Origin of the sequence: Pantoea stewartii subsp. stewartii (assembly GCF_008801695.1) — a bacterium.
Classification (GTDB): Bacteria; Pseudomonadota; Gammaproteobacteria; order Enterobacterales; family Enterobacteriaceae; genus Pantoea; species Pantoea stewartii.
This window is the reverse complement of the sequence record NZ_VZPF01000013.1, coordinates 1-20,779: the sequence shown is the minus strand read 5'-3', so window position 1 is coordinate 20,779 and position 20,779 is coordinate 1. Positions and strand designations below refer to the sequence as shown.

Sequence of the window (20,779 nt, the reverse complement as noted above, 5' to 3'; positions counted from 1 at the left end):
GTCTTTACAGACAGGTTTCTTAAATATGGTCGGCGAGAGAGGATTCGAACCTCCGACCCACTGGTCCCAAACCAGTTGCGCTACCAAGCTGCGCTACTCGCCGATGGGGGCGCATGTTACTGCTCCCCCTGATAAGCGTCAACCGCTTTTTGCGCTTTTAAGGCCAATCGCCTGGAAAGCAGGCGGTCAGCGGCTTCTCGGCGTTATCAATCCAAAATCCCTGTGTGATTACAGCGCTTTAGTCGCCGTTCTGGCTGGCGCCTGACACCAGTTGTTCGCCTGCTTAATTCCACCATCGGGCGAGGTATAACCCAGGCAGCCCAGAATCGTATCAAACAGCTCAACATGACGATGGGTTTTGCCCGTACGCTGTTGCGCCTGCAGTCGTTCAAAGTTTTCGCGATTCGTAGAGTCCGCCAGGTATTTGTCCGATGCCCAGACCATCATCGGCACGCGGAACTGCTCTGGTGGTGCCATCTCACGCGGCGTGCCGTGCAAATGCATATTGTCGCTAATCGATTCACCATGATCAGAGGCATAGAAAACAATCGCTTTCTTATCACGCAGCTGATCCAATACGCTGTCCAGCATGCTGTCGACGTAGAGTACCGAATTATCATAGGCATTAATCAACTGCGCTTTGCTACAGGTTTCATCCACGCCCATGCATTCAGGCTGGTAACGCGCAAAACTGCGCGGATACCGTTGCGAATAGAGGTAATGGGAACCTTTGGTATGCAACACAACCAGATGCTTACCTTTTGGATAACGCTGCAATGATGCCTGCAGCTCAGGTACAAGCAGCATATCATCCACTGACTTGCCCTGATTGCGTGGTTCTGAACCGATCTGCTCACGGAAAGAGAAGTTATTAGCGTTGATGTTATCGTAGAACCAGACTTCACTCTGCATCGCAAACAGCTCTGAGGTGAAGCCTAGCTCTTTCATTACCGCGAAAACATTTTGCTCTTTTAACGTCCGGCCAGGATTATCCATGGTGCCGCCTTCACGTACAAACATACAACGTAAAGACAGCTTGGTCGCGGTATCACAGGATTCACCGCGGAATGCGACCAGATTTTTCTCCTGAGAAAGCTTCGGCGTGGTATTACGCTCGTAGCCCAGCAATCCCATATGGTCCCAGCGCGTGGTTTCGCCGATAACAAATACAACGTAAGTATCATCTAAGCCCGGCGGCGCAACATAGGTAAACTTTTGGGCAGGATCCAGCAGTTCATGGTTTTCCAGCGTTTCGTCGACTTTCGTCCAGGTAAACAGGCCCAGCGCGGCCAGCCAGTTAGAGGGTAAATAGGAGTGCGCAACTACGCCGCCATAACTGGGCAGATCGATATTGGTCACTTCCTCATTGTTTTTTTGCAACTTATCAAGGTAGCGGATGGGCAGCCAGACGAGGGCGACGCAAGCCAGCAGGATAAGCGTCGGCTTAAGACGCTGTCCTGGTGTGCGCAGTTGCTCATTGAGCGTCATGCTAAGACTGTTACGCCAGATGAAGAACAACGGCAGCGCACTGGCCAGGACCATCCACAAAATGAAGTGATAGCCCACGACCTCTTTAGACAGATCGGTATCGGTTGTCATCACGGATGCAACAATGCCATAGCCGATAACCACATTAAAAAAGGCCATGTAATAGGCGGCGGCGACAGAAATCAGCACGATCAACGTGGCCAGAATACGGTAAAACACTCTTCCACCCAGCGATAACAGCCGCATCAGGAAAAACGTTAACAGTACGATAGCCACAACCTCTGTAAGCGCGGTGAGCCAGGCTGTCACGGTTGAGGTTGTCAACAGTCCCGCAAAGCGGCGATAAAAAATCGGCAAATTCAGCAGGATACCGAGATACAAAGCCAGCAAGAGCGACAGCTTTTGCTGTGTTAATGATTTTATATAATTCATGAAAAATGGAGTTTCCCCGGACTAAGCGCTTAACCAAACGTTAATCTGACTGCCATATTTCTGCAGAGTTCGCGAATTAAGCAAGCCGGTTAAATAAGAAGAGAATTCTGAGCGTTTTGACATGCCCTGATATAAAGCGGCACAGTTAAGCACGCGGCCACGCTATAAACCAGAAAATAATCCTGTTCAGCACGATCCGGGAAGTGGGCCAGAAGAGAAAGTAAGGAAGGGCCCGGAACCAGGCCCTTGATCGCTTAGCGAATAATGTTCAGTGTTACGTCAATATTGTTACGTGTGGCATTTGAGTAAGGACACACGATGTGCGCGGCGTCAACCAGCTTCTGTGCTTCTGCTTCATCCATGTCAGGCAAGTGGATATTCAGCGTCGCTTCGATACCAAAACCATTTGGGATTGGACCAATTCCGACTTCACCTTCAATCCATGCATCTTTTGGCATCGCAATCTTGTCGCGGCCAGCAACAAATTTCATCGCACCCAGGAAGCAAGCTGAGTATCCCGCTGCAAAAAGCTGCTCTGGGTTAGTGACTTCGCCACCTGCGCCGCCCATCTCTTTTGGCACACCCAGTTTGACATCCAGCACGCCGTCAGAAGACGTTGCGCGGCCATCACGACCACCGGTAGCTTTAGCTTTTGCACGGTAAACCACTTGTTCTAAAGACATCGCTTTTCTCCATTGCACTATTTAATCGCTCGCTACTCATCAAAACGTAGTCGAACAGTGAAGGTTAATTTACTGCCTGTACTCATTAGAAAATTTAGCGCGGAGCCATCAGTTTGTCACGTAACTGGTTGAGCTGTAGCTTAAGCGCATACATCTCGTCCTCGCTACAATCTGACGCACACTGAATGTCATCAGGAATACTTTCAGCCTGCTGACGTAAAGCCCACCCGGAATCCGTTAAGCTGACCACCACCTGACGTTCATCCTGACGGGAACGCTGACGGTTGATTAAGCCCGCATTTTCCAGACGTTTCAACAGCGGCGTCAGCGTCGCTGAATCCAGAAAAAGCCGTTCGCATATTTCTGACACCGTGAGTGAATCCTGTTGCCACAGCACCAGCATGACCAGATATTGCGGATAGGTAATATCCATCTGGCTAAGTAACTTGCGATAGACTTTATGCATCGCCAGATTGGCGGAATAAAGTGCGAAACAAAGTTGCTGATCGAGCAACAGTGGCGCTGCTTTCACTTTTTTGTCATCTTGATAACTGTTCATGGAAGTAATATAGATAGCACACTAGTTAATTGCAAGCAATTTATAACAGCCGGGGGTAGTGCATGCAGGATTCTTTGGAAGAACAGGCACGACGCTATGCCACACAGGTCCATGCTGAATCAGGACAGCGGCGTAAATATACGGATGAGCCCTATATTGTTCATCCGACAGCCGTGGTGGAGTTGGTCAGAAGCGTAACCGATGACCCGGTTATGCTGGCCGCTGCATGGCTGCACGATACTGTAGAAGATACGGCGACGACACTCAACGATATTGAAAATCATTTCGGCCCGGAAGTGGCCCGACTGGTTGAAATGCTGACCGATACCGCCCCCACGCAGGCAAAAAATCGGGCTGCCAGAAAAATGGCGCATTTCCGTCATACTGCCCAGGCCAGTCCTGAAGCGCAAACTATTAAGCTGGCCGATATTATTGATAACACACGGGCCATCGTCCGCTTCGATCCGCACTTCGCCCGCGTTTACCTGATTGAAAAGAAAATTCAGATTGGCCTGCTCAAAGAAGGCAGCGAAGTACTCTGGCATCAGGCCTCGACAAATATTGAAAAGGGCATTGCACAGCTAAGTCAGGCACCGTACAGCGTGCCCGAGAACTGGTTTATAAAGCAGGCAGCGCGCTACGGCGGGTTACGTTGACGCTGACTGAGTATCTTTCTCACAGCAGGTAAACGCCAGCCATAGTCGAATCTGAACGCAGCGCTGGCTGTTCCGGTTCCCGAAATGCGTCACCAGGCCTGTCGTCCGAATCCCTGTGCTGCGAGTACGCCGCTGTTTTTTCCTGATGGCAGACGCCGTGGAAACGTAACGGTGTAATAATAACGACGACAGGGCCAGCAATATGCTTTTGAAACAGATCCAAATCCAGGTTAAATCAGTAATAATTTACCTTTAACGAGCACACTTTTATTACTGTGATAATAATCACGATAGCCTACAAAAACGATGGACTTATAAAGATAATAGAATAGGGTAATATGATGTTTAATGAGAGTTGAAACATTATGATTATCTTAAACAATCCTGCCCTGTTATCTAAATGGTTTAACCTTGACAATATTATCGTCAATCATCGCCCTTAATCCTTTCCTTTTACCGTTCTGAGCACTCGCTGGCTTATACCTCCGGTGTCGCGGGTGCACGCATGCGCATCCTGATTTCATTAAGACTGCATAAATAGTGTCGTCCTGTTGCATCGCTTTTCTCGCTCTTTTTACAGGTTACGTACCCTGCCGTCTCAGCGAAATTCATGGACATTTAAATCTAAAAGAATGGTCACGCCTGATTTTTATTTATTTGTAAAAGTCACGGCACCGGCATGTCTGAATAAAAGGAAGAGCAATGAATAACTTTAAACATTTACCGGAACCTTTTCGCATTCGTGTTATTGAGCCCGTTAAAGGCTTTGTTGAATAAATGGATTTTATGCTGTGGTACTATGAAAACGGTTGTTTCAGATAACATAAAATCAATGCGTTACATGCTTGCGTATGACGGTGTTCTGTCTGGCATCAGCGTTTTCTACCAAAACAGTGCAGACAAAACAGAATGATTACCTATTATTCAACAAAGCCCCCGTTAAACGGACGACCCGCGAATATCGCGAGGCGGCAATAATAAAAGCGGGTATGAATCCCTTTTTACTGGACAGTGAAGACGTTTTTATTGATCTCCTCACGGACAGCGGCACTGGCGCAGTGACACAAAACATGCAGGCAGCCATGATGCGGGGCGACGAATCATACAGTGGAAGCCGCAGTTACTATGCATTAGCCGATGCCGTGAAAGCCATCTTTGGGTATGAATATACCATTCCGACTCATCAGGGCCGTGGTGCAGAGCAAATTTATATCCCGGTATTAATTAAAAAACGTGAAAAGGAAAAAGGCCTCGACAGAACCAAAATGGTGGCTTTTTCTAACTACTTCTTCGACACCACGCAAGGACATAGCCAGATTAACGGCTGCACTGTCCGAAACGTTTATATCAAAGAGGCTTTCGATACCGCAGTACGTCATGATTTTAAAGGCAATTTCGACCTGCAACGTCTGGAAGACGGTATAAAGGAAGTGGGTGCCCGTCACGTGCCTTACTTTGTGGCGACGATCACCTGCAACTCGGCTGGAGGACAACCTGTCTCCCTGGCCAACTTAAAAGCCATGTACCAAATCGCAAAGCAATATGACATTCCTGTGGTCATGGATTCAGCCCGTTTCGCTGAAAATGCCTACTTTATCCAGCAACGTGAAAAAGAGTACCAGGGCTGGACAATCGACGTGATTACACGGGAAAGCTATCAATATGCCGACATGCTGGCGATGTCGGCCAAAAAAGATGCCATGGTGCCAATGGGCGGCTTGCTCTCCTTCAAGGACGACCGCGTCTTTGACGTCTATACAGATTGCCGAACACTGTGCGTCGTGCAGGAAGGTTTTCCCACCTATGGCGGCTTAGAAGGCGGTGCGATGGAACGGCTGTCAGTAGGGCTTTACGACGGGATGCGTCAGGACTGGCTGGCCTATCGCATCAGCCAGATTCAGTACCTGGTAGACGGGCTAGAATCCACAGGTGTGACCTGTCAGCAGGCTGGAGGGCACGCTGCTTTTGTCGACGCCGGTAAATTATTGCCTCATATTCCCGCCGATCAGTTTCCGGCTCAGGCCCTGGCCTGTGAGCTGTATAAGGTGGCAGGCATTCGGGCGGTAGAGATTGGATCATTTTTGTTAGGTCGCGATCCGAAAACGGGTAAACAGTTGCCCTGCCCGGCTGAATTGCTGCGTCTGACCCTTCCCAGGGCCACCTACACGCAAACGCACATGGATTTCATCATTGAAGCATTCGGACATGTGAAAGAGAATGCGGCCAACATAAAAGGCTTAACCTTCATCTATGAGCCTGAGGTATTGCGCCACTTCACTGCAAAACTTAAAGAGATTTAACTGTCATACGGCTTTGTTGAATAATAGGTAATCATTCTGTTTTGTCTGCACTGTTTTGGTAGAAAACGCTGATGCCAGACAGAACACCGTCATACGCAAGCATGTAACGCATTGATTTTATGTTATCTGAAACAACCGTTTTCATAGTACCACAGCATAAAATCCATTTATTCAACAAAGCCCTGTCATACCTGTAAAGTGAGCGGCTGTCAGCGACAGCCGCTCTGCCGCATCGCTCTGTTAACCTCACAACAATAAAAATGATAAACATGAGATACCGTATTGAGAGGACACCATGGACGATCATCCACATCAAAAACATTCCGCCTTTTGGGGCGTGATGGTTATTGCCGGCACGGTCATCGGTGGCGGCATGTTTGCACTGCCCGTCGATCTGGCCGGCGCCTGGTTTTTCTGGGGCACTTTTATCCTGGTGATCGCCTGGTTTTCCATGCTGCATTCCGGTCTGTTATTGCTGGAGGCCAATTTAAATTACCCACCAGGCTCAAGCTTTAATACATTAACCAAAGATCTGCTGGGTCAAAAATGGAATGTAGTTAGCGGCATTACCGTTGCGTTTGTGCTGTATATTCTGACGTACGCCTATATCTCAGCCAATGGTGCGATTATCAGCGAAACGCTGTCCGCTCACACGGGCCTGACTTTGCCTGCCCGCGTCGTCGGCATCGGCACCGCGGCAGGTGTTGCTGGCGTGCTGTGGATAAGCTCACTGGCAACAAGCCGGATTACATCCCTCTTTCTCGGCGTTAAAATCCTCGCCTTTATCATTGTTTTCGGTTCATTATTTTTTGACGTTGACTATGCCATTCTCAGCGATGCCAGCAGCCTCAGTGACACGCATTCTTACTTCGCCTGTATCTTTATGGCTATCCCTGTCTGCCTTGCTTCATTTGGTTTTCATGGCAATATTCCCAGCCTGATAATTTGTTATGGCAAGCAGAAAGACAAGCTGGTGAAAAGCCTGGTTCTGGGCTCCTTACTGGCGCTGTTTGTCTATCTTTTCTGGTTGTATTGCACTATGGGCAATATCCCGCGCGAAAGTTTTAAAGGCATTATTGCGTCGGGGGGCAATGTTGACGCCCTGGTGAAGTCGTTTATGGGCACCCATCCCGACAGAGTTATTGCCTTTTTCCTGCTGGTTTTTTCTAATCTTGCCGTTGCCAGCTCTTTTTTTGGCGTCACGTTGGGGTTATTCGATTATCTGGCGGACTTGTTTAACATAGAAAATACCGCCGTTGGGCGAGGCAAAACGGTGCTGCTCACCTTTCTTCCCCCCAGCCTTTTGTACCTGATCTTTCCAAATGGCTTTCTCTATGGCATTGGCGGCGCAGGCTTATGCGCAACGGTGTGGGCCGTCATCGTGCCTGCCCTACTGGCAATGCAGTCCCGGAGACGCTTTCCCGACCAAATTTTTACCGTGTGGGGTGGCAGAATCATTCCCGCCATGGTCATCATTTTTGGTGTTGTTGTGATTGTCTGCTGGGTAGGTAACGTACTGGACGTGTTACCGAAGCTTGCCTGATAAGACGCTGGCAGGAAATACGGATGGCGTTGTGTGCTGGAGGCTAAACAGCCGGCCACCCTTGTGACCGGCCTCACCTGTAAACGGGTGGGTTTTAAAACTTAATCAAGCAGCTGACGTCCAAGATACGGATTGGCGTGAAGTAATTTCATCAATTTCTGTGCCGTTGCTGAAGGGCGCGTACGCTGTGCTTCCCAACTTTTAACCGAAGAAACGCTAACACCCATGATTTTTGCAAACTCATCGACCTGCATTCCCGCCATTTCGCGCAGACGTTGCGGCTCTGGCATTGCAGGTTGACGCTGAGTTTGCAGCGCAACAGGGCTGTTATCACGTGTCAAAACAATCTGCTCAAGGCTGCTGAGCAATTCAAACATAGGATCTTTTAACTCCATAGAGAACTCCTTAAAACTCACTATGAATCACGTGAAAGAAGGTACACGAACCTGAAATCAGGTTCAGAAACCGGACTAAGCAAGCTGCATCCCATAAGAGTTTGTATTTATGATGAAAATCATATGGGACACAGCCTGTACTGCACCGCTGCTTAAACATGACAACGCAATGCAACATATGCCGGGAGACTAAGTATGGATAGAGACCTGACAATTTGCAGTGCAAATTAAACATTTTTTTTAACTTTACAATTCTGAAAAAAGGCTAAAAACCCTAACCGTTTGATGCAATTGATTTTGTTGATACGGCATCCATTTCGCGTTCCGATCTTTTTTTCTTCACCCTCTTCGGTGAATAAATCGTCAGAACCCCGCACGCGCTTACAACAAAAGAATTTGCAAAATATGCGCCAGATCTTTTGATTTTCTACAACAAAACGGTCAGTACCAGCAATTTATCAAGCTACACACTGGTGATGCCGTGGCTGTCGTGCCGCCAGCGCCCAAAGACATAACGGTTATCAGGCGATCACCAGTACGATTAATCCTGCTCTGTCATCTGGACAGGCCCTTCCCATAGCGAGCCAGAGCAACGGGTTGCACTACTTTAAGGCAACTGAACAATGAGAGGGCATTTACAAGATAGTTGTTAATACAGCCTGCACCCGGTACGGGATGCTCAGGCAGTGAGCGCGGTTCCGGGCAGGCTTAACAAAGGGCGTCTGAACAGGCCCCGCTCAGGGTTTATTCTTACTGCCTTTACAGCACGAGCCGCCCCTTATCGGGTATGGAAAAAAGCCTTTTCACTGCTCTTTAACAGGCTTTGTAAACGGATGAGGCCCTGATTTTACGTTTAACCTCTTTTTTCTTACCCATAATGGCCTGACAGCGCGCTTTCACATTGTGTGGCCATTAACGTTTGTTCTATTCTTTAGGCCACTGCTTACCCGGACATCAGCCAGTTTTACTGACAGGAGTTGAACCCATGGCTTCAGGAATTTCCCGCGTCCTGGCACGCAGCGGCATTATGCTGGCTGGCGTGCTTATCGTTCTGCAACTCACCGCGTGTGGTGATAAAGAAGGCGAACAACGCAAAGCGTTTATCGATTTCATGCAAAATACCGTTATGCGTAGCGGTGAACATCTGCCGAGTCTGAGTGAAAACCAGAAACAGAGTTTTGGTCCCTTTGCTGGGGATTACGCGATTTTGTATGGTTTCTCACAACAGGTGAATAAGACGGTCGATCAGGGCATGCGCCCGGTCGTGGATGAGCTTTCTGCTATTCGCGTGCCGCAGGACTACCTGAGTCGCCGGGATTCTCTGGCTCAGGCCACCAGCGCCCTGACCGTCGCCACCCAACAACTCGAAAGCGCCAAAATGCAGGCGGATAAGAGCAAAGCCGGTCTGAAACAGTCTGACGATCTGAAAAAGGTTTTCGATACCGCCTATGACAAGGTCGTCACTCAGCCTGCCGCTCAGTTGATCCCATTGTTACCTAAACTCCAGGCGCTTAGTCAGGATGCGGTTAAAACTGGTGAATTTCTTCAGGCACAGGGGACACGCGTCAGTTTTAATAATGGCGGAGTCCAGTTCCCTACTCAGGAACAGGCTACCCAGTACAACAGCCTGATGACCAGTTTATCAGCGAATGTCCAGGCACTGACTCAGGCCAAGAATGCCGTTCAGGGCACGGGACAATAAATTTCACACGGACAGATTAGCGACTCTTCATCTCATAATCACTTCACCACGCGCTTGCGCTTCATAAAAACGGGCCAGATCAAAATGTGATCTGGCCCGTTTTTTATTAAATTAAGTTGTGACTTTAATCACATTTTATAAACAAAGCAGCATAATAAAAATGTGATCAATATCACTTAAAGTAAAAAGAAACGGTCAGAAAGTGGTCAAAACTTTCCTGGATGACCCTTACTTTGTGATCTAAATCACTTAAAACGCCCCTGTCACCCCATCATAAATGTGACCTGCATCACTCATGGGTTCACCCACTACGCAGGCCAATATTCGCGTGATAAAGTCCGCCTGCATACAGTAATACTGACGGCGCATCGCCGTAGTGGCTAAACAAAAACAAACGCGCGCTCCTGTTGCAGCGCGTCTCAACAAGGGGTGGGCTTATGTCCTCATCAGTAAAGGTCAAAGTTCAAAGCTTTGGTCGCTTTTTGAGTAATATGGTGATGCCTAACATCGGCGCGTTTATCGCCTGGGGTATTATCACCGCGCTGTTTATTCCAACGGGCTGGATTCCAAACGCAACACTGGCGAAACTTGTCGCCCCGATGATCACTTACCTGCTGCCATTGCTAATTGGCTTTACAGGTGGGCGTCTGGTGGGAGGCGATCGCGGCGGTGTGGTGGGTGCCATCACGACAATGGGCGTGATTGTCGGTGCTGATATGCCGATGTTCCTCGGCTCGATGATCGCAGGCCCGCTTGGTGGCTGGGCAATTAAGTCATTTGACCGCATGGTTGACGGCAAAATCAAAAGCGGCTTCGAAATGCTGGTTAACAATTTCTCTGCCGGGATCATCGGCATGTTGTTGGCGTTGCTGGCCTTCCTGGCGATTGGTCCCCTTGTCGAAGGTTTGTCACATATTCTGTCCGCTGGCGTCAATTTGATGGTGCAAAATAACCTGCTGCCATTGACGTCTGTCTTTGTCGAACCGGCGAAAATCCTGTTTCTTAATAATGCTATTAACCACGGCATCTTCTCACCGTTGGGGATTCAACAGGCAAGCGAAGCCGGTAAGTCAATCTTCTTCCTGATTGAAGCCAACCCAGGCCCGGGTATGGGCGTACTGATGGCCTATATGTTCTTTGGTCGTGGTAGTGCGAAGCAGTCTGCCGGCGGTGCGGCTATCATCCACTTCCTGGGCGGTATTCACGAAATCTACTTCCCTTATGTCCTGATGGCACCACCCCTGCTGCTGGCCGTGATCCTCGGCGGTATGACCGGCGTGTTTACTCTGACGGTTCTGCATGGCGGCCTGGTTTCTCCTGCCTCACCGGGTTCTATTCTGGCAGTATTAGCCATGACGCCAAAAGGCGCTTATTTTGCGAATATTGCCGCCGTCTTCGCTGCTTTTGCTGTTTCCTTCGTGGTCTCTGCTATTTTGCTCAAAACCAGCAAAGTGAAAGAAGACGATGATATCGAAGCGGCTACGCAGCGCATGCATGACATGAAAGCCGAGTCAAAAGGGCAGGCGGTGTCAGGTGCCGCGGTTGCCAGCGATGCGATGAGCGTTGACCTGAACCATGTGCGTAAAATCATCGTGGCTTGTGATGCCGGCATGGGGTCAAGCGCTATGGGGGCAGGCGTACTGCGTAAGAAAGTTCAGGATGCAGGCTTAACGCATGTGTCGGTAACCAACAGCGCCATTAACGCGCTGCCGGGTGATGTTGACTTAGTCATTACGCATCGCGATTTGACCGAACGCGCCATTCGTCAGGCTCCTCATGCCCAACACATTTCACTGAATAACTTTCTGGACAGTGCTCTGTACAGCACGCTGACCCAGCGCCTGGCGGCGGCAAACCGGAGTGAAGCGAACCGGGAAGTCGTACAGAAAACATTGGGTGACAGCTATGATGACGGCAGTGCCAACCTGTTTAAACTGGGGGCGAGCAACGTGTTCCTGGGGCTGAATGCCAGTAATAAAGAGCAGGCCATCCGCTTTGCGGGTGAGCAGTTGGTGAAAGGGGGTTATGTTCAGCCCGAGTACGTTGATGCGATGCTGGAGCGGGAAAAGCTGACGCCGACATACCTTGGCGAGTCGATCGCGGTCCCGCACGGCACGGTTGAGGCTAAAGACCGGGTGCTGAAAACCGGTGTGGTTTTCTGCCAGTACCCTGCTGGCGTGCAGTTTGGTGATGAACCAGATGAGGTGGCGCGCCTGGTCATTGGTATCGCCGCCCGCAATAACGAGCATATTCAGGTGATCACCAGCCTGACCAACGCACTTGACGATGAGCAGGTCATTGAAAAACTGGCTCATACCAACAGCGTTCAAGATGTGCTGGATCTGTTATCAGGCAAGCCAGCGTTAGCCTGATTCGGTCCGACATTTTCCCTGGGGCGGTTATGCCCGTCCCACTTTGTTGGGGCGGACATGCCCGCCCCGTTGTCATTTGATATGGGACAAAATTATGAAAGCGTTACATTTTGGAGCGGGTAATATTGGTCGCGGTTTTATTGGTAAACTGCTGGCAGACGCAGGTATTGAGCTGGTTTTCGCAGATGTGAATCAGACGGTACTGGATGCCCTGAATGCACGTCATGAATATCCTGTGCATGTCGTCGGTGAACAGGCCAACGTCGACATCGTTACAGGCGTCAGCGCCGTTAACAGTACCAGCGACGATATTATCCCTCTGATCGCTGAAGTTGATCTCGTTACCACTGCGGTTGGCCCGCAAATCCTGGAACGCATCGCCACCAGCGTCGCCAAAGGTCTGGCCAAACGCAGTGATAACGGCAATGTTCAGCCGCTAAATATTATCGCCTGTGAAAATATGGTTCGCGGTACCAGTCAGCTCAAACAGCATGTGCTCCAGGCACTACCGTCCCAGTATCACGCCTGGCTTGAGGCGCATGTTGGCTTTGTCGATTCTGCGGTTGATCGTATTGTACCGCCTTCTGAAGCCGGCAGTGAGGATCCGCTGGAAGTCACCGTGGAAACCTTCAGCGAATGGATTGTGGATAAGACCCAGTTTAAGGGCGATCTGCCCACCATTCCGGGCATGGAACTGACTGACAACCTGATGGCCTTTGTTGAGCGTAAGCTTTTTACACTCAACACCGGCCACGCGATTACGGCCTACCTGGGACAACGGGCTGGCCACCAGACCATCCGCGATGCCATTCTTGATGAGGGTATTCGCGCCGTCGTTCAGGGTGCCATGGAAGAGAGTGGCGCGGTGCTCATCAAACGTTATGGGTTCGACGCCGATAAACATGCTGCCTATATCCAGAAAATCCTGGGCCGCTTTGAAAATCCTTACTTAAAAGATGATGTTGAACGCGTGGGTCGGCAGCCACTTCGTAAGTTAAGTGCGGGCGATCGCCTGATTAAACCAACGCTGGGCACACTGGAATACGGATTGCCGCATGCCAATTTGGTGAAAGGGATTGCGACCGCCATGCACTACCACAGCGACCAGGATCCGCAGGCGCAAGAGCTGGCTGCACTGCTGGCGGAAAAAGGGCCACAGGCAACCCTGGCTCAGGTATCTGGCCTGGAGGCTGACAGTGAGATTGTAAAAGAAGCCGTTAGCGCCTGGCACGCCATGGCATAATAACGCCATGTTAGCAATCCAGATCGGGGGCGATGACGTCGCCTCCGACAGCAGTACGACATTGACGCAGGCCATAATGGAAGAAAAGCAGGCTTTTGAAAATCGTGTGCTTGAACGTCTGAACGCGGGGCGATCGGTGCGGAGCTTTCTGTTCGCCGCAGTTGAACTGCTGGCCGAAGCCGTTAATGTGCTGGTGTTACAAGTATTCCGTAAAGATGACTACGCCGTGAAATACGCCGTGGAGCCCCTGTTGCTGGGCGACGGCCCGCTCGGCGAGCTGTCGGTCAGGCTTAAGCTGATTTATGGCCTTGGGGTGATTAGTCGTCATGAATATGAAGATTGTGAGCTGCTGCTGACCCTGCGCGAAGAGCTGAATCACGACGCGGGCGATTATCGTTTTACCGATGATGAAATCCTGGATCCTTTCGGTGAATTGCATTGCGTCTCAGCCTGGCCGCCGGTTCCCACCTTACAGGCAGACGATCCCGCCTTACAGGCGATGCAGCAGCAACGCTACCTGCAAATGGTGCGCTCCACGATGGTCCTGTCTCTGACAGAACTCATTTCCCGTATCAGCCTGAAACAGGCGTTTAAGAAGGCATCCAGCTAAATCCTGCGGGGAGCCTGAACCGCTCCCTCTTTCACCCTTCTCCCGAGAATCTGTCGTGAATTTGGTGTATCCTTAGCCTGTTTTCCTCAACGAGTTGTTGTCATGAAAGAGCAAGAAAAGAACGAAATTAAACGCCTCAGCGATCAACTGGACGCGCTGAACCGTAAAGAGCCTCAGCTACTGGAAGCGGGTGATGCTGAAAAGCTGGGCGCGCTTTTAAAAGAGAAAGAAACGCTGGTGACGGAAATTGAACGTCTGCGCAATCAGCGCGACGCCAAATTGAGCCAGGAAGCGCAAAAGCTGCAGAAATTGCCGTTCAGCCGCGAAATTACCAAAAAAGAACAGGCCAATCTGGGTGCCTTAAAGAAAAGTGTACGCGGCCTGGTTGTCGTGCACCCTATGACCGCGCTGGGGCGAGAAATGAACCTGCAGGTCATGACAGGCTTTGCGAAAAGCGCCTTTTGATGTGTGCGATCAGGCAGCCGCCTGATCCACCGCATGCTGGCCAGTAGCCGTATTCACCTGCTCTGCCAGCGTATCCAGCAGCGTATAACGACGGCGGTATTCGGCCCGCTTCTTGCTGGCAATGTCCTCAAGCGTTTTTCGTGGCAACATCAGCGGCAGTGCAAACATGCCGTCAGCGCGGGCCTGACCATTCAGCGTCAGCCAGAATTCACTGTAGCTGGCGAAAAACTTATCACCTTTGCTGTGACGATAACGCAGGCTACGAAAAACATGGGTTTCGTCGCCAACCGCCGCAATTTTCTTAACGCCGCATTGCTGAGCCAAAATAAATACAACTTCCATTAACAGGCGTTTAGGAAATAAGCCGTATGCGGCTTTCGTTGCATCACGAATAACATCATTTGAGATATGTTTACGTGGTCCCTGCAAACCACCAATCAGCAAAGTTCGCTGTTTTTCGTCATTCATAATGGTAAATGACAGAGAAGCCAGCGCCTCATTTTCATAACGTAAAACAACCGTGACTTCCCCTTCACGATCGAAATATCCGGAGCGACAAGTAATATTGAACGCTTCATTATTTTTACCTTCAAACCTGGCAAGGACTGTCTCCTCTCCGCTTTGCAGAATCTGGCGAAGCTGACTGTTCTCCAGACTTCCCATCAACGCATAATGATCAAGAATCGCCTGCGCCCGTTGCGCGACGCTCATCCCCGCACGCAGATAGGGGCGATGAAGTTTTGCAGGTAACAGCCCCTGTACGTGCATTAACTGGGTGATTCCTGGTAACGCAGAAAGTTGCTGTAAATAACGCAAAGTCGTAACAGGCGCAATAAGCGTTCTTAAAGCAAATTTAAGCCGGAAAAGACGGCTACGCCAGAGTTTGTTGGGGACGTACTTTCCGCTAAGTAACTGGAAAAATAAACCGGCGCAGGAATCCGCCGTCACATCATGTGTAGTATAAATAGACATAGCCTACGTTCTTATTAGTCTGATAGTGACACTGATGATAAAACGACCGGCATCAACGGCAGGTTAATGACTCAAATTGTTAAAAATTTAGCGGGATAAAATCACGCTTCGTTTAATGATTGTTTAGAATGCTAAGCCTGTCTGGCTGTTGCAGGTAAGAACGGCGGTTTCAGAATTGTAAAATGCGGGGCGGCAGCATCGCTAAGCAAGCGTTACTATTGCGTCAACGAGGATTATCAGGGGTAAGGAACATCCTGCGGGCGTAAAAAAACCGGCAGAGCCATTCTGCCGGTTGAAAGTACCTGTGGCGCTTAGCGCTTACTTAGCGGATGCGAAGCGCGCTGCCGCCTCGTCCCAGTTAACCACGTTCCAGAAAGCTTTGATGTAATCCGGACGTTTGTTTTGATACTTCAGGTAGTAGGCGTGTTCCCACACATCCAGACCGATGATAGGGTAACCCGATACGCCAGCGATCGCTTCGCCCATCAGAGGGTTGTCCTGGTTAGCGGTTGAAACCACGGCCAGTTTGTCACCTTTCTTAACCAGCCAGGCCCAACCGGAGCCGAAACGGGTCGCTGCCGCTTTTTCAAACTCTTCCTGGAATTTTTCTACGCTGCCGAAATCTTTTTCAATCGCAGCTTTCAGCTCGCCCTGCAGCGTGGTGCCGGTTTTCAGGCCTTTCCAGAACAGGCTGTGGTTAGCGTGACCACCCGCGTTATTGCGCAGCGGGCCTTTTTTATCTGCTGGCAGCTGATCCAGTTTGGTGATCAGTTCATCGACAGGCAGATCGGCAAATTCAGTCCCTTCCAGCGCCGCATTGGCGTTGTTGACATAAGTCTGGTGGTGTTTGGTGTGATGGATTTCCATCGTCTGCTTGTCAAAATGCGGTTCCAGTGCGTCGTAAGCGTAAGGCAGGGATGGCAGTGAATAACTCATGTTCTTCCTCTCCATTTAGTGTTTGAGCAGCACGACAATGTCGGCACGTGCCGCGTAAGCAGTCGTATCATTATAGTTAAATTCATGATCGGTAAAAGCGTAATCAATGCCCTATTAAACATAAGGTTTTGAAAAAGCATGCAAAGCAGCCAGATTTTTCGGTGGCGGAAAGCCTGGGTGCGTAAAGAGGATTACCTGCAAAGCGCCCCGAACACGCAGACGTTATCTCAGCCGCTGCGGATGACTATAGATGGTGGCACGGCCCGGTTTACTGAATCCTACCAGGGTAAGATGACAGCGTTCGGCCACCTCCACCGCTAACTGGGTTGCGGCAGACACGGCAAACAGAATTTCAACGCCGCACATTGCCGATTTCTGCACCATTTCATAGCTGGCCCGGCTGGAGACCAGTACGGCACCATTGCCCCATTCGGCCTGACTGCGATAGCCCAGCAGTTTGTCCAGTGCCACATGGCGGCCGACATCCTCACAGCCATGAATCAGTCCACCCTCAGGATGTATCCAGGCGGCCGCGTGCGTGCAGCCTGTTTTTTGCCCGACGGGCTGGACGTCCTTGAGCTGCGCCAGCGCGCTGTCCAGCTGCGCCAGGGGAAAAGTCTGCGTAAACGGCAACGGCGTCAGCGGCTTTCCGATCTGCTCCAGTTGCTCCACGCCACATACGCCGCAACCCGTCCGGCCGGCCAGCGCTCGCCGTTGGGCTTTCAGCGCCATAAAAAGTCGGCTGGATAATTCAATCTGCACCTCAATGCCGTGACAACCGGTCACCACATCCATTCCGAAAATATCGGCCGGAGAATCGATGATGCCTTCTGAGAGTGAAAAACCGACAGCAAACGCCTCCAGGTCCTTGGGCGTTGTCATCATCACAACGTGAGAAATACCGTTATACACCAACGCCACGGGCACTTCTTCGGCTAACCAGTCGGCCTGAGCATGGTGCAGGTCGTCACGTTGCCAGACATGGATTTCACGCAAGCCTGCTCGCTCACTCGCACCGGTTTCCTCTTTCACTTCGTTGTTCTTCACGTTGTTCTGACCCTGAGCTGTTGCGGATGGCGTAAAGGTAACCCTGTTGCGCCATGCTGAATAGCTTCTATTCTGTACCCTGCGCCGTGCTGCAACAAGTCTGTGGGTGGCAGACAGCATAAAGCGTGAAAGGCCCACCGATTTGCCGTTATTCACAATGCGTTATGCCTGTTGTCGCCGGCGAAAAATGTATTTCATACTGAAGATAAAGGGCTGGACTGCTATGCTCAGCCTGTTGGGAGCTGTTTTGCACTGCGGTTTCCTGACGCGGTTTTCCGCCTGCTTTGCTCGCTGAGAACCTCTTACGAGGGAAAATGGCGAAAGATCCGGCCCATAACGGCTATTCGTAGCCGATACAGACAACCTCATTTTTGCTGGTGTCGTGAGTAGCGTAATCAGCCAACAAACAGGAAAATGCCTTTTATGCGCATCCGCATTATCCCGAAAGACCCGTTGGAGAAGAGCGAAAAAAACCCAGCGGAAATGATCCCGCCGTTACTCTTCCCCCGGCTGAAAAATTTATACAGCCGTCGGGCGGCGCGTTTGCGTGATCTGGCGGCAAAAAATCCTTTGGGTGACTATTTACGCTTTGCCGCCGTCATCGCCCAGGCGCAGGAAATCGTTCTGTACGATCATCCTCTGCAGATGAACCTTCACGCACATCTGCTCAGGAGCGCTCAGGAATATAAAGCGCCGCTGGATATTCATACTCTTTCGCGCGATCCACACTGGCATCGCCTGCTGCACTCGTTAGTTGCGGAGCTAAAGCCCGAAATGAGCGGTCAGGCGCTGGCGGTGTTAGAGAACCTGGAGAAAGCGTCAGCGACCGAGCTGGAAACGCTGGCCAGTGCCCTGTTTGCGGGTGAGTACGCGCAGGTGAGCAGTGATAAAGCCCCTTTTATCTGGGCTGCGCTGTCGATCTACTGGGCACAAATGGCGGCATTGATTCCCGGTACGGCTCAGGCGGAGATGGGCGCACAACGCCAGCACTGCCCGGTATGTCACAGCCTGCCGGTCGCCAGCATCGTACATATGGGTTCGCATGAAAGTGCGCGCTACCTGCACTGCAACCTGTGCGAAAGTGAATGGCACGTCGTGCAGAACACCTGCTCTCATTGCGACCCAAACCGCGATCTGCATTACTGGTCACTGGACAGCGAGCACGCGGCCGTCAAAGCAGAAAGCTGCGGCGACTGTGGCAGCTACATGAAAATGCTTTATCAGGAAAAAAATCCGGCCATTGAACCGGTCGCCGACGATCTCGCCTCTTTAGTGCTGGATGCACGTATGGAGCAGGAAGGTTTTGTACGCAGTGGCCTGAATCCTTTTATGTTTCCCGGTGAATAGTTTTTTGCTGATGAAACCTCGCTAAACGGGAGTAACGCAATGAAACTGATTGGCAGCTATACCAGCCCCTTTGTCCGCAAGATTTCTGTCATCATGCTGGAAAAAGGCATGATGTTCGAATTTGTTAATGCGTCGCCCTACAGCGAAGACAGCCATGTTCCGCAATATAACCCGCTGGGGAAAGTGCCCGCGCTGGTCGCGGAGGATCAGCAGGTCTGGTTCGATTCCAGCATCATTGCGGAGTACCTCGAACTGCGTGGTCAGGCACCGGCTTTATTGCCCGCTGATCCGCTGGCGTCTTTAAAGGTTCGTCAGCTTGAAAAGCTGGCCGATGGCATCAGCGATGCGGCACTGGTGATCGTACGTGAGCAAATGCGGTCAGGTAACGCCCAGTCAGAAGAAGTGCTGTTACGCCATCGCGACAAGATTCAGCGCGGGCTGGACAGCCTGGAAAAAGAAGTGAGTGAAGGAAAGTGGATCGATAATGGCGAACTGAATCTGGCCGACATTGCCACAGGCTGCATGATTGGCTACCTGAATTTCCGTCGCGTTGTCCCTAACTGGTGCGTTCAGCGGCCCGCACTGGTCAGGCTGGCCGAAACACTCTTTCAACGGGAAAGTTTTGCCCGAACCACGCCGCCGGCATCCTGATCGGCGAGGCTGTCAGCGCTGATGCCGGTAGCGGTGCTGACAGCCTGTTTCCTTAGCGCATTTCAGTCTGCAACCCTTGCTTTCCCACGTAAAGGGCTGTCGACGTCTCCGTTATTCCCCTTACCCATCACCACGGAATGGCACATTCGCGCAGTAGCCTGAACCTGTCCGTCGTGACCAGTATAAACAGGGGATGAACTCCGTGAGAATAAGCGTAGCCATCTCTTGCATTGCTGCAGCGGGTCCGATATACCTTTCGGGCAGCCCTGTTCTGAGACAACCCGCGCGCTCAGGATGAAAAGGCGGCACAAATTTTTATGTATGCTCACGCCCCGTTTCGGGCTGTGAGGCCTGACAGATCACTGCCTCAGCCAGACGATAACCGGACAAAATGACGACCATCCCATTACGCTTCAGAACGGCATTGTGTTGCCTCCTGCTCGGTAATATTACGCATGCCTGGGCTGAGGGACTGACCCTGGGTGCGCAAAGCGAACTTTACGCCCTATCGCGCGTATAAAACTCAGTTTTCTGGCCTGCCCTATGTGGGCTATGACAATGATCATGTCTATATTGATGGCACAGAAGTGGGCGCCTATTTTATCAAAGATGACACCACACAACTGAAAGCGCGCTGGTGGTATCTGGATAACGAATTTGATCCGGACCAGACTTCTGATTCGGCACTCCGCCAGTTACGCATCCGCCACAGCACCATGATGGGAGGCATGAGCTACCAGAAGATCACGCCCCTTGGTGCGTTTCGAACCGAATTGTCTGGCGATACGCTGAACGAAAGCCGGGGATGGCTGGGTACGGTTGCCTGGGCAGGCCAGGTCTCTCTGATGCAACTGGACGTTTATCCTCAGGCCGGTGTGGACTGGCTCAGTAAACAGCAGGCAAGCTATTACTACGGGGTAAGCGAAGAGGAATCTGCCCGCAGTGGTTTACCGACCTGGAACCATCAGGGCGTAACGCCATGGCTTGCCGTGGCGTTTGACTGGCACCCTGTAAAATCCTTCCATGTCTACCTGCAACCCAAAGTCACCTTCCTTACAGGGGCCCTCCGCGACAGCCCGATGACGGATCAACAGTATTTCTGGACGCTGTCTTCAGGCGTGACCTGGACATTCTGAAGCTGCACGCCGCGCAGTGCCGCAGTCCATTTACAGGGTTCGTTGCCGTCCGGCTTTAATAAAAGCCCCTGCGCTGCCAGGATGCCTTCGCAACCACAGGTGTTGTCAGTTCTTTTGTAAGCGTCACATTTAAACCGTCTGTGCAGCGGGCTCCGGTTCCGGGAAAATAGTGTCCATCATTTTTTAATGGACACTATCGCGTGAAACACCGGACATGGCTCCTTGAGGCGCTTCGCCTCCAT

The 20,779-nt window shown here is 50.9% G+C and carries 19 protein-coding genes and 1 tRNA gene; 12 read left to right on the top strand and 8 right to left on the bottom strand.

The features are described from left to right. Positions 1-26: 26 nt before the first annotated feature. The 4 genes from F7Q90_RS05290 to F7Q90_RS05275 form a co-directional block, all read right to left on the bottom strand. Positions 27-103, bottom strand: a tRNA-Pro gene (locus F7Q90_RS05290). Positions 104-228: 125 nt separating this feature from the next. Next, positions 229-1,920 carry a kdo(2)-lipid A phosphoethanolamine 7''-transferase gene (eptB, locus tag F7Q90_RS05285; RefSeq protein ID WP_006121406.1) on the bottom strand — a complete coding sequence of 564 codons (1,692 nt, stop codon included), beginning with the start codon at positions 1,918-1,920 and terminating at the stop codon, positions 229-231. A gap of 254 nt (positions 1,921-2,174) precedes the next feature. Further along, on the bottom strand, positions 2,175-2,603 hold the full coding sequence (locus F7Q90_RS05280) for an organic hydroperoxide resistance protein (protein ID WP_006121405.1): 429 nt from the start codon (positions 2,601-2,603) through the stop codon (positions 2,175-2,177). 94 nt (positions 2,604-2,697) lie between these two features. After that, positions 2,698-3,162 (bottom strand): MarR family winged helix-turn-helix transcriptional regulator, encoded by a 465-nt coding sequence (locus F7Q90_RS05275; RefSeq protein ID WP_006121404.1) that lies wholly within the window; start codon positions 3,160-3,162, stop codon positions 2,698-2,700. A gap of 62 nt (positions 3,163-3,224) precedes the next feature. On the opposite strand from F7Q90_RS05275, the gene F7Q90_RS05270 reads away from it, so the two are divergent. The 4 genes from F7Q90_RS05270 (at position 3,225) to tnaB (ending at position 7,661) form a co-directional block, all read left to right on the top strand. Next, on the top strand, positions 3,225-3,818 hold the full coding sequence (locus F7Q90_RS05270; RefSeq protein WP_006121403.1) for an HD domain-containing protein: 594 nt from the start codon (positions 3,225-3,227) through the stop codon (positions 3,816-3,818). Between the two features lie 365 nt (positions 3,819-4,183). Further along, the gene (gene tnaC / locus F7Q90_RS27805; RefSeq protein WP_071988795.1) at positions 4,184-4,261 is read left to right on the top strand and encodes a tryptophanase leader peptide; all 78 of its coding nucleotides are present in this window, start codon (positions 4,184-4,186) and stop codon (positions 4,259-4,261) included. Positions 4,262-4,669: 408 nt separating this feature from the next. Then, positions 4,670-6,118 carry a tryptophanase gene (gene tnaA / locus F7Q90_RS05260; RefSeq protein WP_237166090.1) on the top strand — a complete coding sequence of 483 codons (1,449 nt, stop codon included), beginning with the start codon at positions 4,670-4,672 and terminating at the stop codon, positions 6,116-6,118. 295 nt (positions 6,119-6,413) lie between these two features. Then, positions 6,414-7,661, top strand: a complete 1,248-nt coding sequence (gene tnaB / locus F7Q90_RS05250) for a low affinity tryptophan permease TnaB (RefSeq protein ID WP_006121401.1) — start codon at positions 6,414-6,416, stop codon at positions 7,659-7,661. Between the two features lie 101 nt (positions 7,662-7,762). On the opposite strand, the gene F7Q90_RS05245 is transcribed toward tnaB, so the two are convergent. Continuing rightward, positions 7,763-8,056: an HTH-type transcriptional regulator gene (locus F7Q90_RS05245; RefSeq protein ID WP_006121400.1), complete on the bottom strand. Its 294-nt coding sequence runs from the start codon at positions 8,054-8,056 to the stop codon at positions 7,763-7,765. A gap of 985 nt (positions 8,057-9,041) precedes the next feature. Between F7Q90_RS05245 and F7Q90_RS05240 the strand changes: the two genes are divergently transcribed. From F7Q90_RS05240 to F7Q90_RS05220, 5 genes are all read left to right on the top strand, one after another. Then, positions 9,042-9,758 carry a DUF3053 domain-containing protein gene (locus tag F7Q90_RS05240; RefSeq protein WP_006121399.1) on the top strand — a complete coding sequence of 239 codons (717 nt, stop codon included), beginning with the start codon at positions 9,042-9,044 and terminating at the stop codon, positions 9,756-9,758. Between the two features lie 437 nt (positions 9,759-10,195). Next, a complete protein-coding gene (locus F7Q90_RS05235) occupies positions 10,196-12,130 on the top strand; it encodes a PTS mannitol transporter subunit IICBA (RefSeq protein WP_006121398.1) in 1,935 nt (644 codons plus the stop codon). Between the two features lie 94 nt (positions 12,131-12,224). Continuing rightward, a complete protein-coding gene (gene mtlD, locus F7Q90_RS05230) occupies positions 12,225-13,373 on the top strand; it encodes a mannitol-1-phosphate 5-dehydrogenase (protein WP_006121397.1) in 1,149 nt (382 codons plus the stop codon). 7 nt (positions 13,374-13,380) lie between these two features. Then, positions 13,381-13,983 carry an MltR family transcriptional regulator gene (locus F7Q90_RS05225; protein WP_006121396.1) on the top strand — a complete coding sequence of 201 codons (603 nt, stop codon included), beginning with the start codon at positions 13,381-13,383 and terminating at the stop codon, positions 13,981-13,983. Between the two features lie 102 nt (positions 13,984-14,085). After that, positions 14,086-14,448 carry a YibL family ribosome-associated protein gene (locus tag F7Q90_RS05220; protein WP_006121395.1) on the top strand — a complete coding sequence of 121 codons (363 nt, stop codon included), beginning with the start codon at positions 14,086-14,088 and terminating at the stop codon, positions 14,446-14,448. A gap of 9 nt (positions 14,449-14,457) precedes the next feature. On the opposite strand, the gene F7Q90_RS05215 is transcribed toward F7Q90_RS05220, so the two are convergent. The 3 genes from F7Q90_RS05215 to fdhD form a co-directional block, all read right to left on the bottom strand. After that, positions 14,458-15,420 (bottom strand): VirK/YbjX family protein, encoded by a 963-nt coding sequence (locus F7Q90_RS05215; RefSeq protein WP_006121394.1) that lies wholly within the window; start codon positions 15,418-15,420, stop codon positions 14,458-14,460. 318 nt (positions 15,421-15,738) lie between these two features. Next, positions 15,739-16,356 carry a superoxide dismutase [Mn] gene (sodA, locus tag F7Q90_RS05210; protein WP_006121393.1) on the bottom strand — a complete coding sequence of 206 codons (618 nt, stop codon included), beginning with the start codon at positions 16,354-16,356 and terminating at the stop codon, positions 15,739-15,741. A gap of 222 nt (positions 16,357-16,578) precedes the next feature. Beyond that, the gene (fdhD, locus tag F7Q90_RS05205; RefSeq protein ID WP_394350271.1) at positions 16,579-17,352 is read right to left on the bottom strand and encodes a formate dehydrogenase accessory sulfurtransferase FdhD; all 774 of its coding nucleotides are present in this window, start codon (positions 17,350-17,352) and stop codon (positions 16,579-16,581) included. 474 nt (positions 17,353-17,826) lie between these two features. Here fdhD and fdhE point away from each other — a divergent pair, with 474 nt between their 5' ends. From fdhE to F7Q90_RS05190, 3 genes are all read left to right on the top strand, one after another. Then, positions 17,827-18,750, top strand: a complete 924-nt coding sequence (fdhE, locus tag F7Q90_RS05200; protein ID WP_006121391.1) for a formate dehydrogenase accessory protein FdhE — start codon at positions 17,827-17,829, stop codon at positions 18,748-18,750. A gap of 39 nt (positions 18,751-18,789) precedes the next feature. After that, positions 18,790-19,401 carry a glutathione S-transferase gene (locus F7Q90_RS05195; RefSeq protein WP_006121390.1) on the top strand — a complete coding sequence of 204 codons (612 nt, stop codon included), beginning with the start codon at positions 18,790-18,792 and terminating at the stop codon, positions 19,399-19,401. Between the two features lie 482 nt (positions 19,402-19,883). Next, a complete protein-coding gene (locus tag F7Q90_RS05190) occupies positions 19,884-20,537 on the top strand; it encodes a MipA/OmpV family protein (protein WP_237166091.1) in 654 nt (217 codons plus the stop codon). The last annotated feature ends 242 nt before the right edge of the window (positions 20,538-20,779 follow it).

Bases quoted from the DNA above. Each gene is read 5' to 3' on its own strand.
- F7Q90_RS05270 (WP_006121403.1), top strand. From the start codon at position 3,225: ATGCAGGATTCTTTGGAAGAACAGGCACGACGCTATGCCACACAGGTC.
- F7Q90_RS05280 (WP_006121405.1), bottom strand. From the start codon at position 2,603: ATGTCTTTAGAACAAGTGGTTTACCGTGCAAAAGCTAAAGCTACCGGT.
- eptB (WP_006121406.1), bottom strand. From the start codon at position 1,920: ATGAATTATATAAAATCATTAACACAGCAAAAGCTGTCGCTCTTGCTG.
- sodA (WP_006121393.1), bottom strand. From the start codon at position 16,356: ATGAGTTATTCACTGCCATCCCTGCCTTACGCTTACGACGCACTGGAA.
- mtlD (WP_006121397.1), top strand. From the start codon at position 12,225: ATGAAAGCGTTACATTTTGGAGCGGGTAATATTGGTCGCGGTTTTATT.
- tnaB (WP_006121401.1), top strand. From the start codon at position 6,414: ATGGACGATCATCCACATCAAAAACATTCCGCCTTTTGGGGCGTGATG.
- F7Q90_RS05225 (WP_006121396.1), top strand. From the start codon at position 13,381: ATGTTAGCAATCCAGATCGGGGGCGATGACGTCGCCTCCGACAGCAGT.
- F7Q90_RS05240 (WP_006121399.1), top strand. From the start codon at position 9,042: ATGGCTTCAGGAATTTCCCGCGTCCTGGCACGCAGCGGCATTATGCTG.
- F7Q90_RS05220 (WP_006121395.1), top strand. From the start codon at position 14,086: ATGAAAGAGCAAGAAAAGAACGAAATTAAACGCCTCAGCGATCAACTG.
- F7Q90_RS05245 (WP_006121400.1), bottom strand. From the start codon at position 8,056: ATGGAGTTAAAAGATCCTATGTTTGAATTGCTCAGCAGCCTTGAGCAG.
- F7Q90_RS05195 (WP_006121390.1), top strand. From the start codon at position 18,790: ATGAAACTGATTGGCAGCTATACCAGCCCCTTTGTCCGCAAGATTTCT.
- tnaC (WP_071988795.1), top strand. From the start codon at position 4,184: ATGATTATCTTAAACAATCCTGCCCTGTTATCTAAATGGTTTAACCTT.
- tnaA (WP_237166090.1), top strand. From the start codon at position 4,670: ATGACGGTGTTCTGTCTGGCATCAGCGTTTTCTACCAAAACAGTGCAG.
- F7Q90_RS05235 (WP_006121398.1), top strand. From the start codon at position 10,196: ATGTCCTCATCAGTAAAGGTCAAAGTTCAAAGCTTTGGTCGCTTTTTG.
- fdhE (WP_006121391.1), top strand. From the start codon at position 17,827: ATGCGCATCCGCATTATCCCGAAAGACCCGTTGGAGAAGAGCGAAAAA.
- F7Q90_RS05215 (WP_006121394.1), bottom strand. From the start codon at position 15,420: ATGTCTATTTATACTACACATGATGTGACGGCGGATTCCTGCGCCGGT.
- F7Q90_RS05275 (WP_006121404.1), bottom strand. From the start codon at position 3,162: ATGAACAGTTATCAAGATGACAAAAAAGTGAAAGCAGCGCCACTGTTG.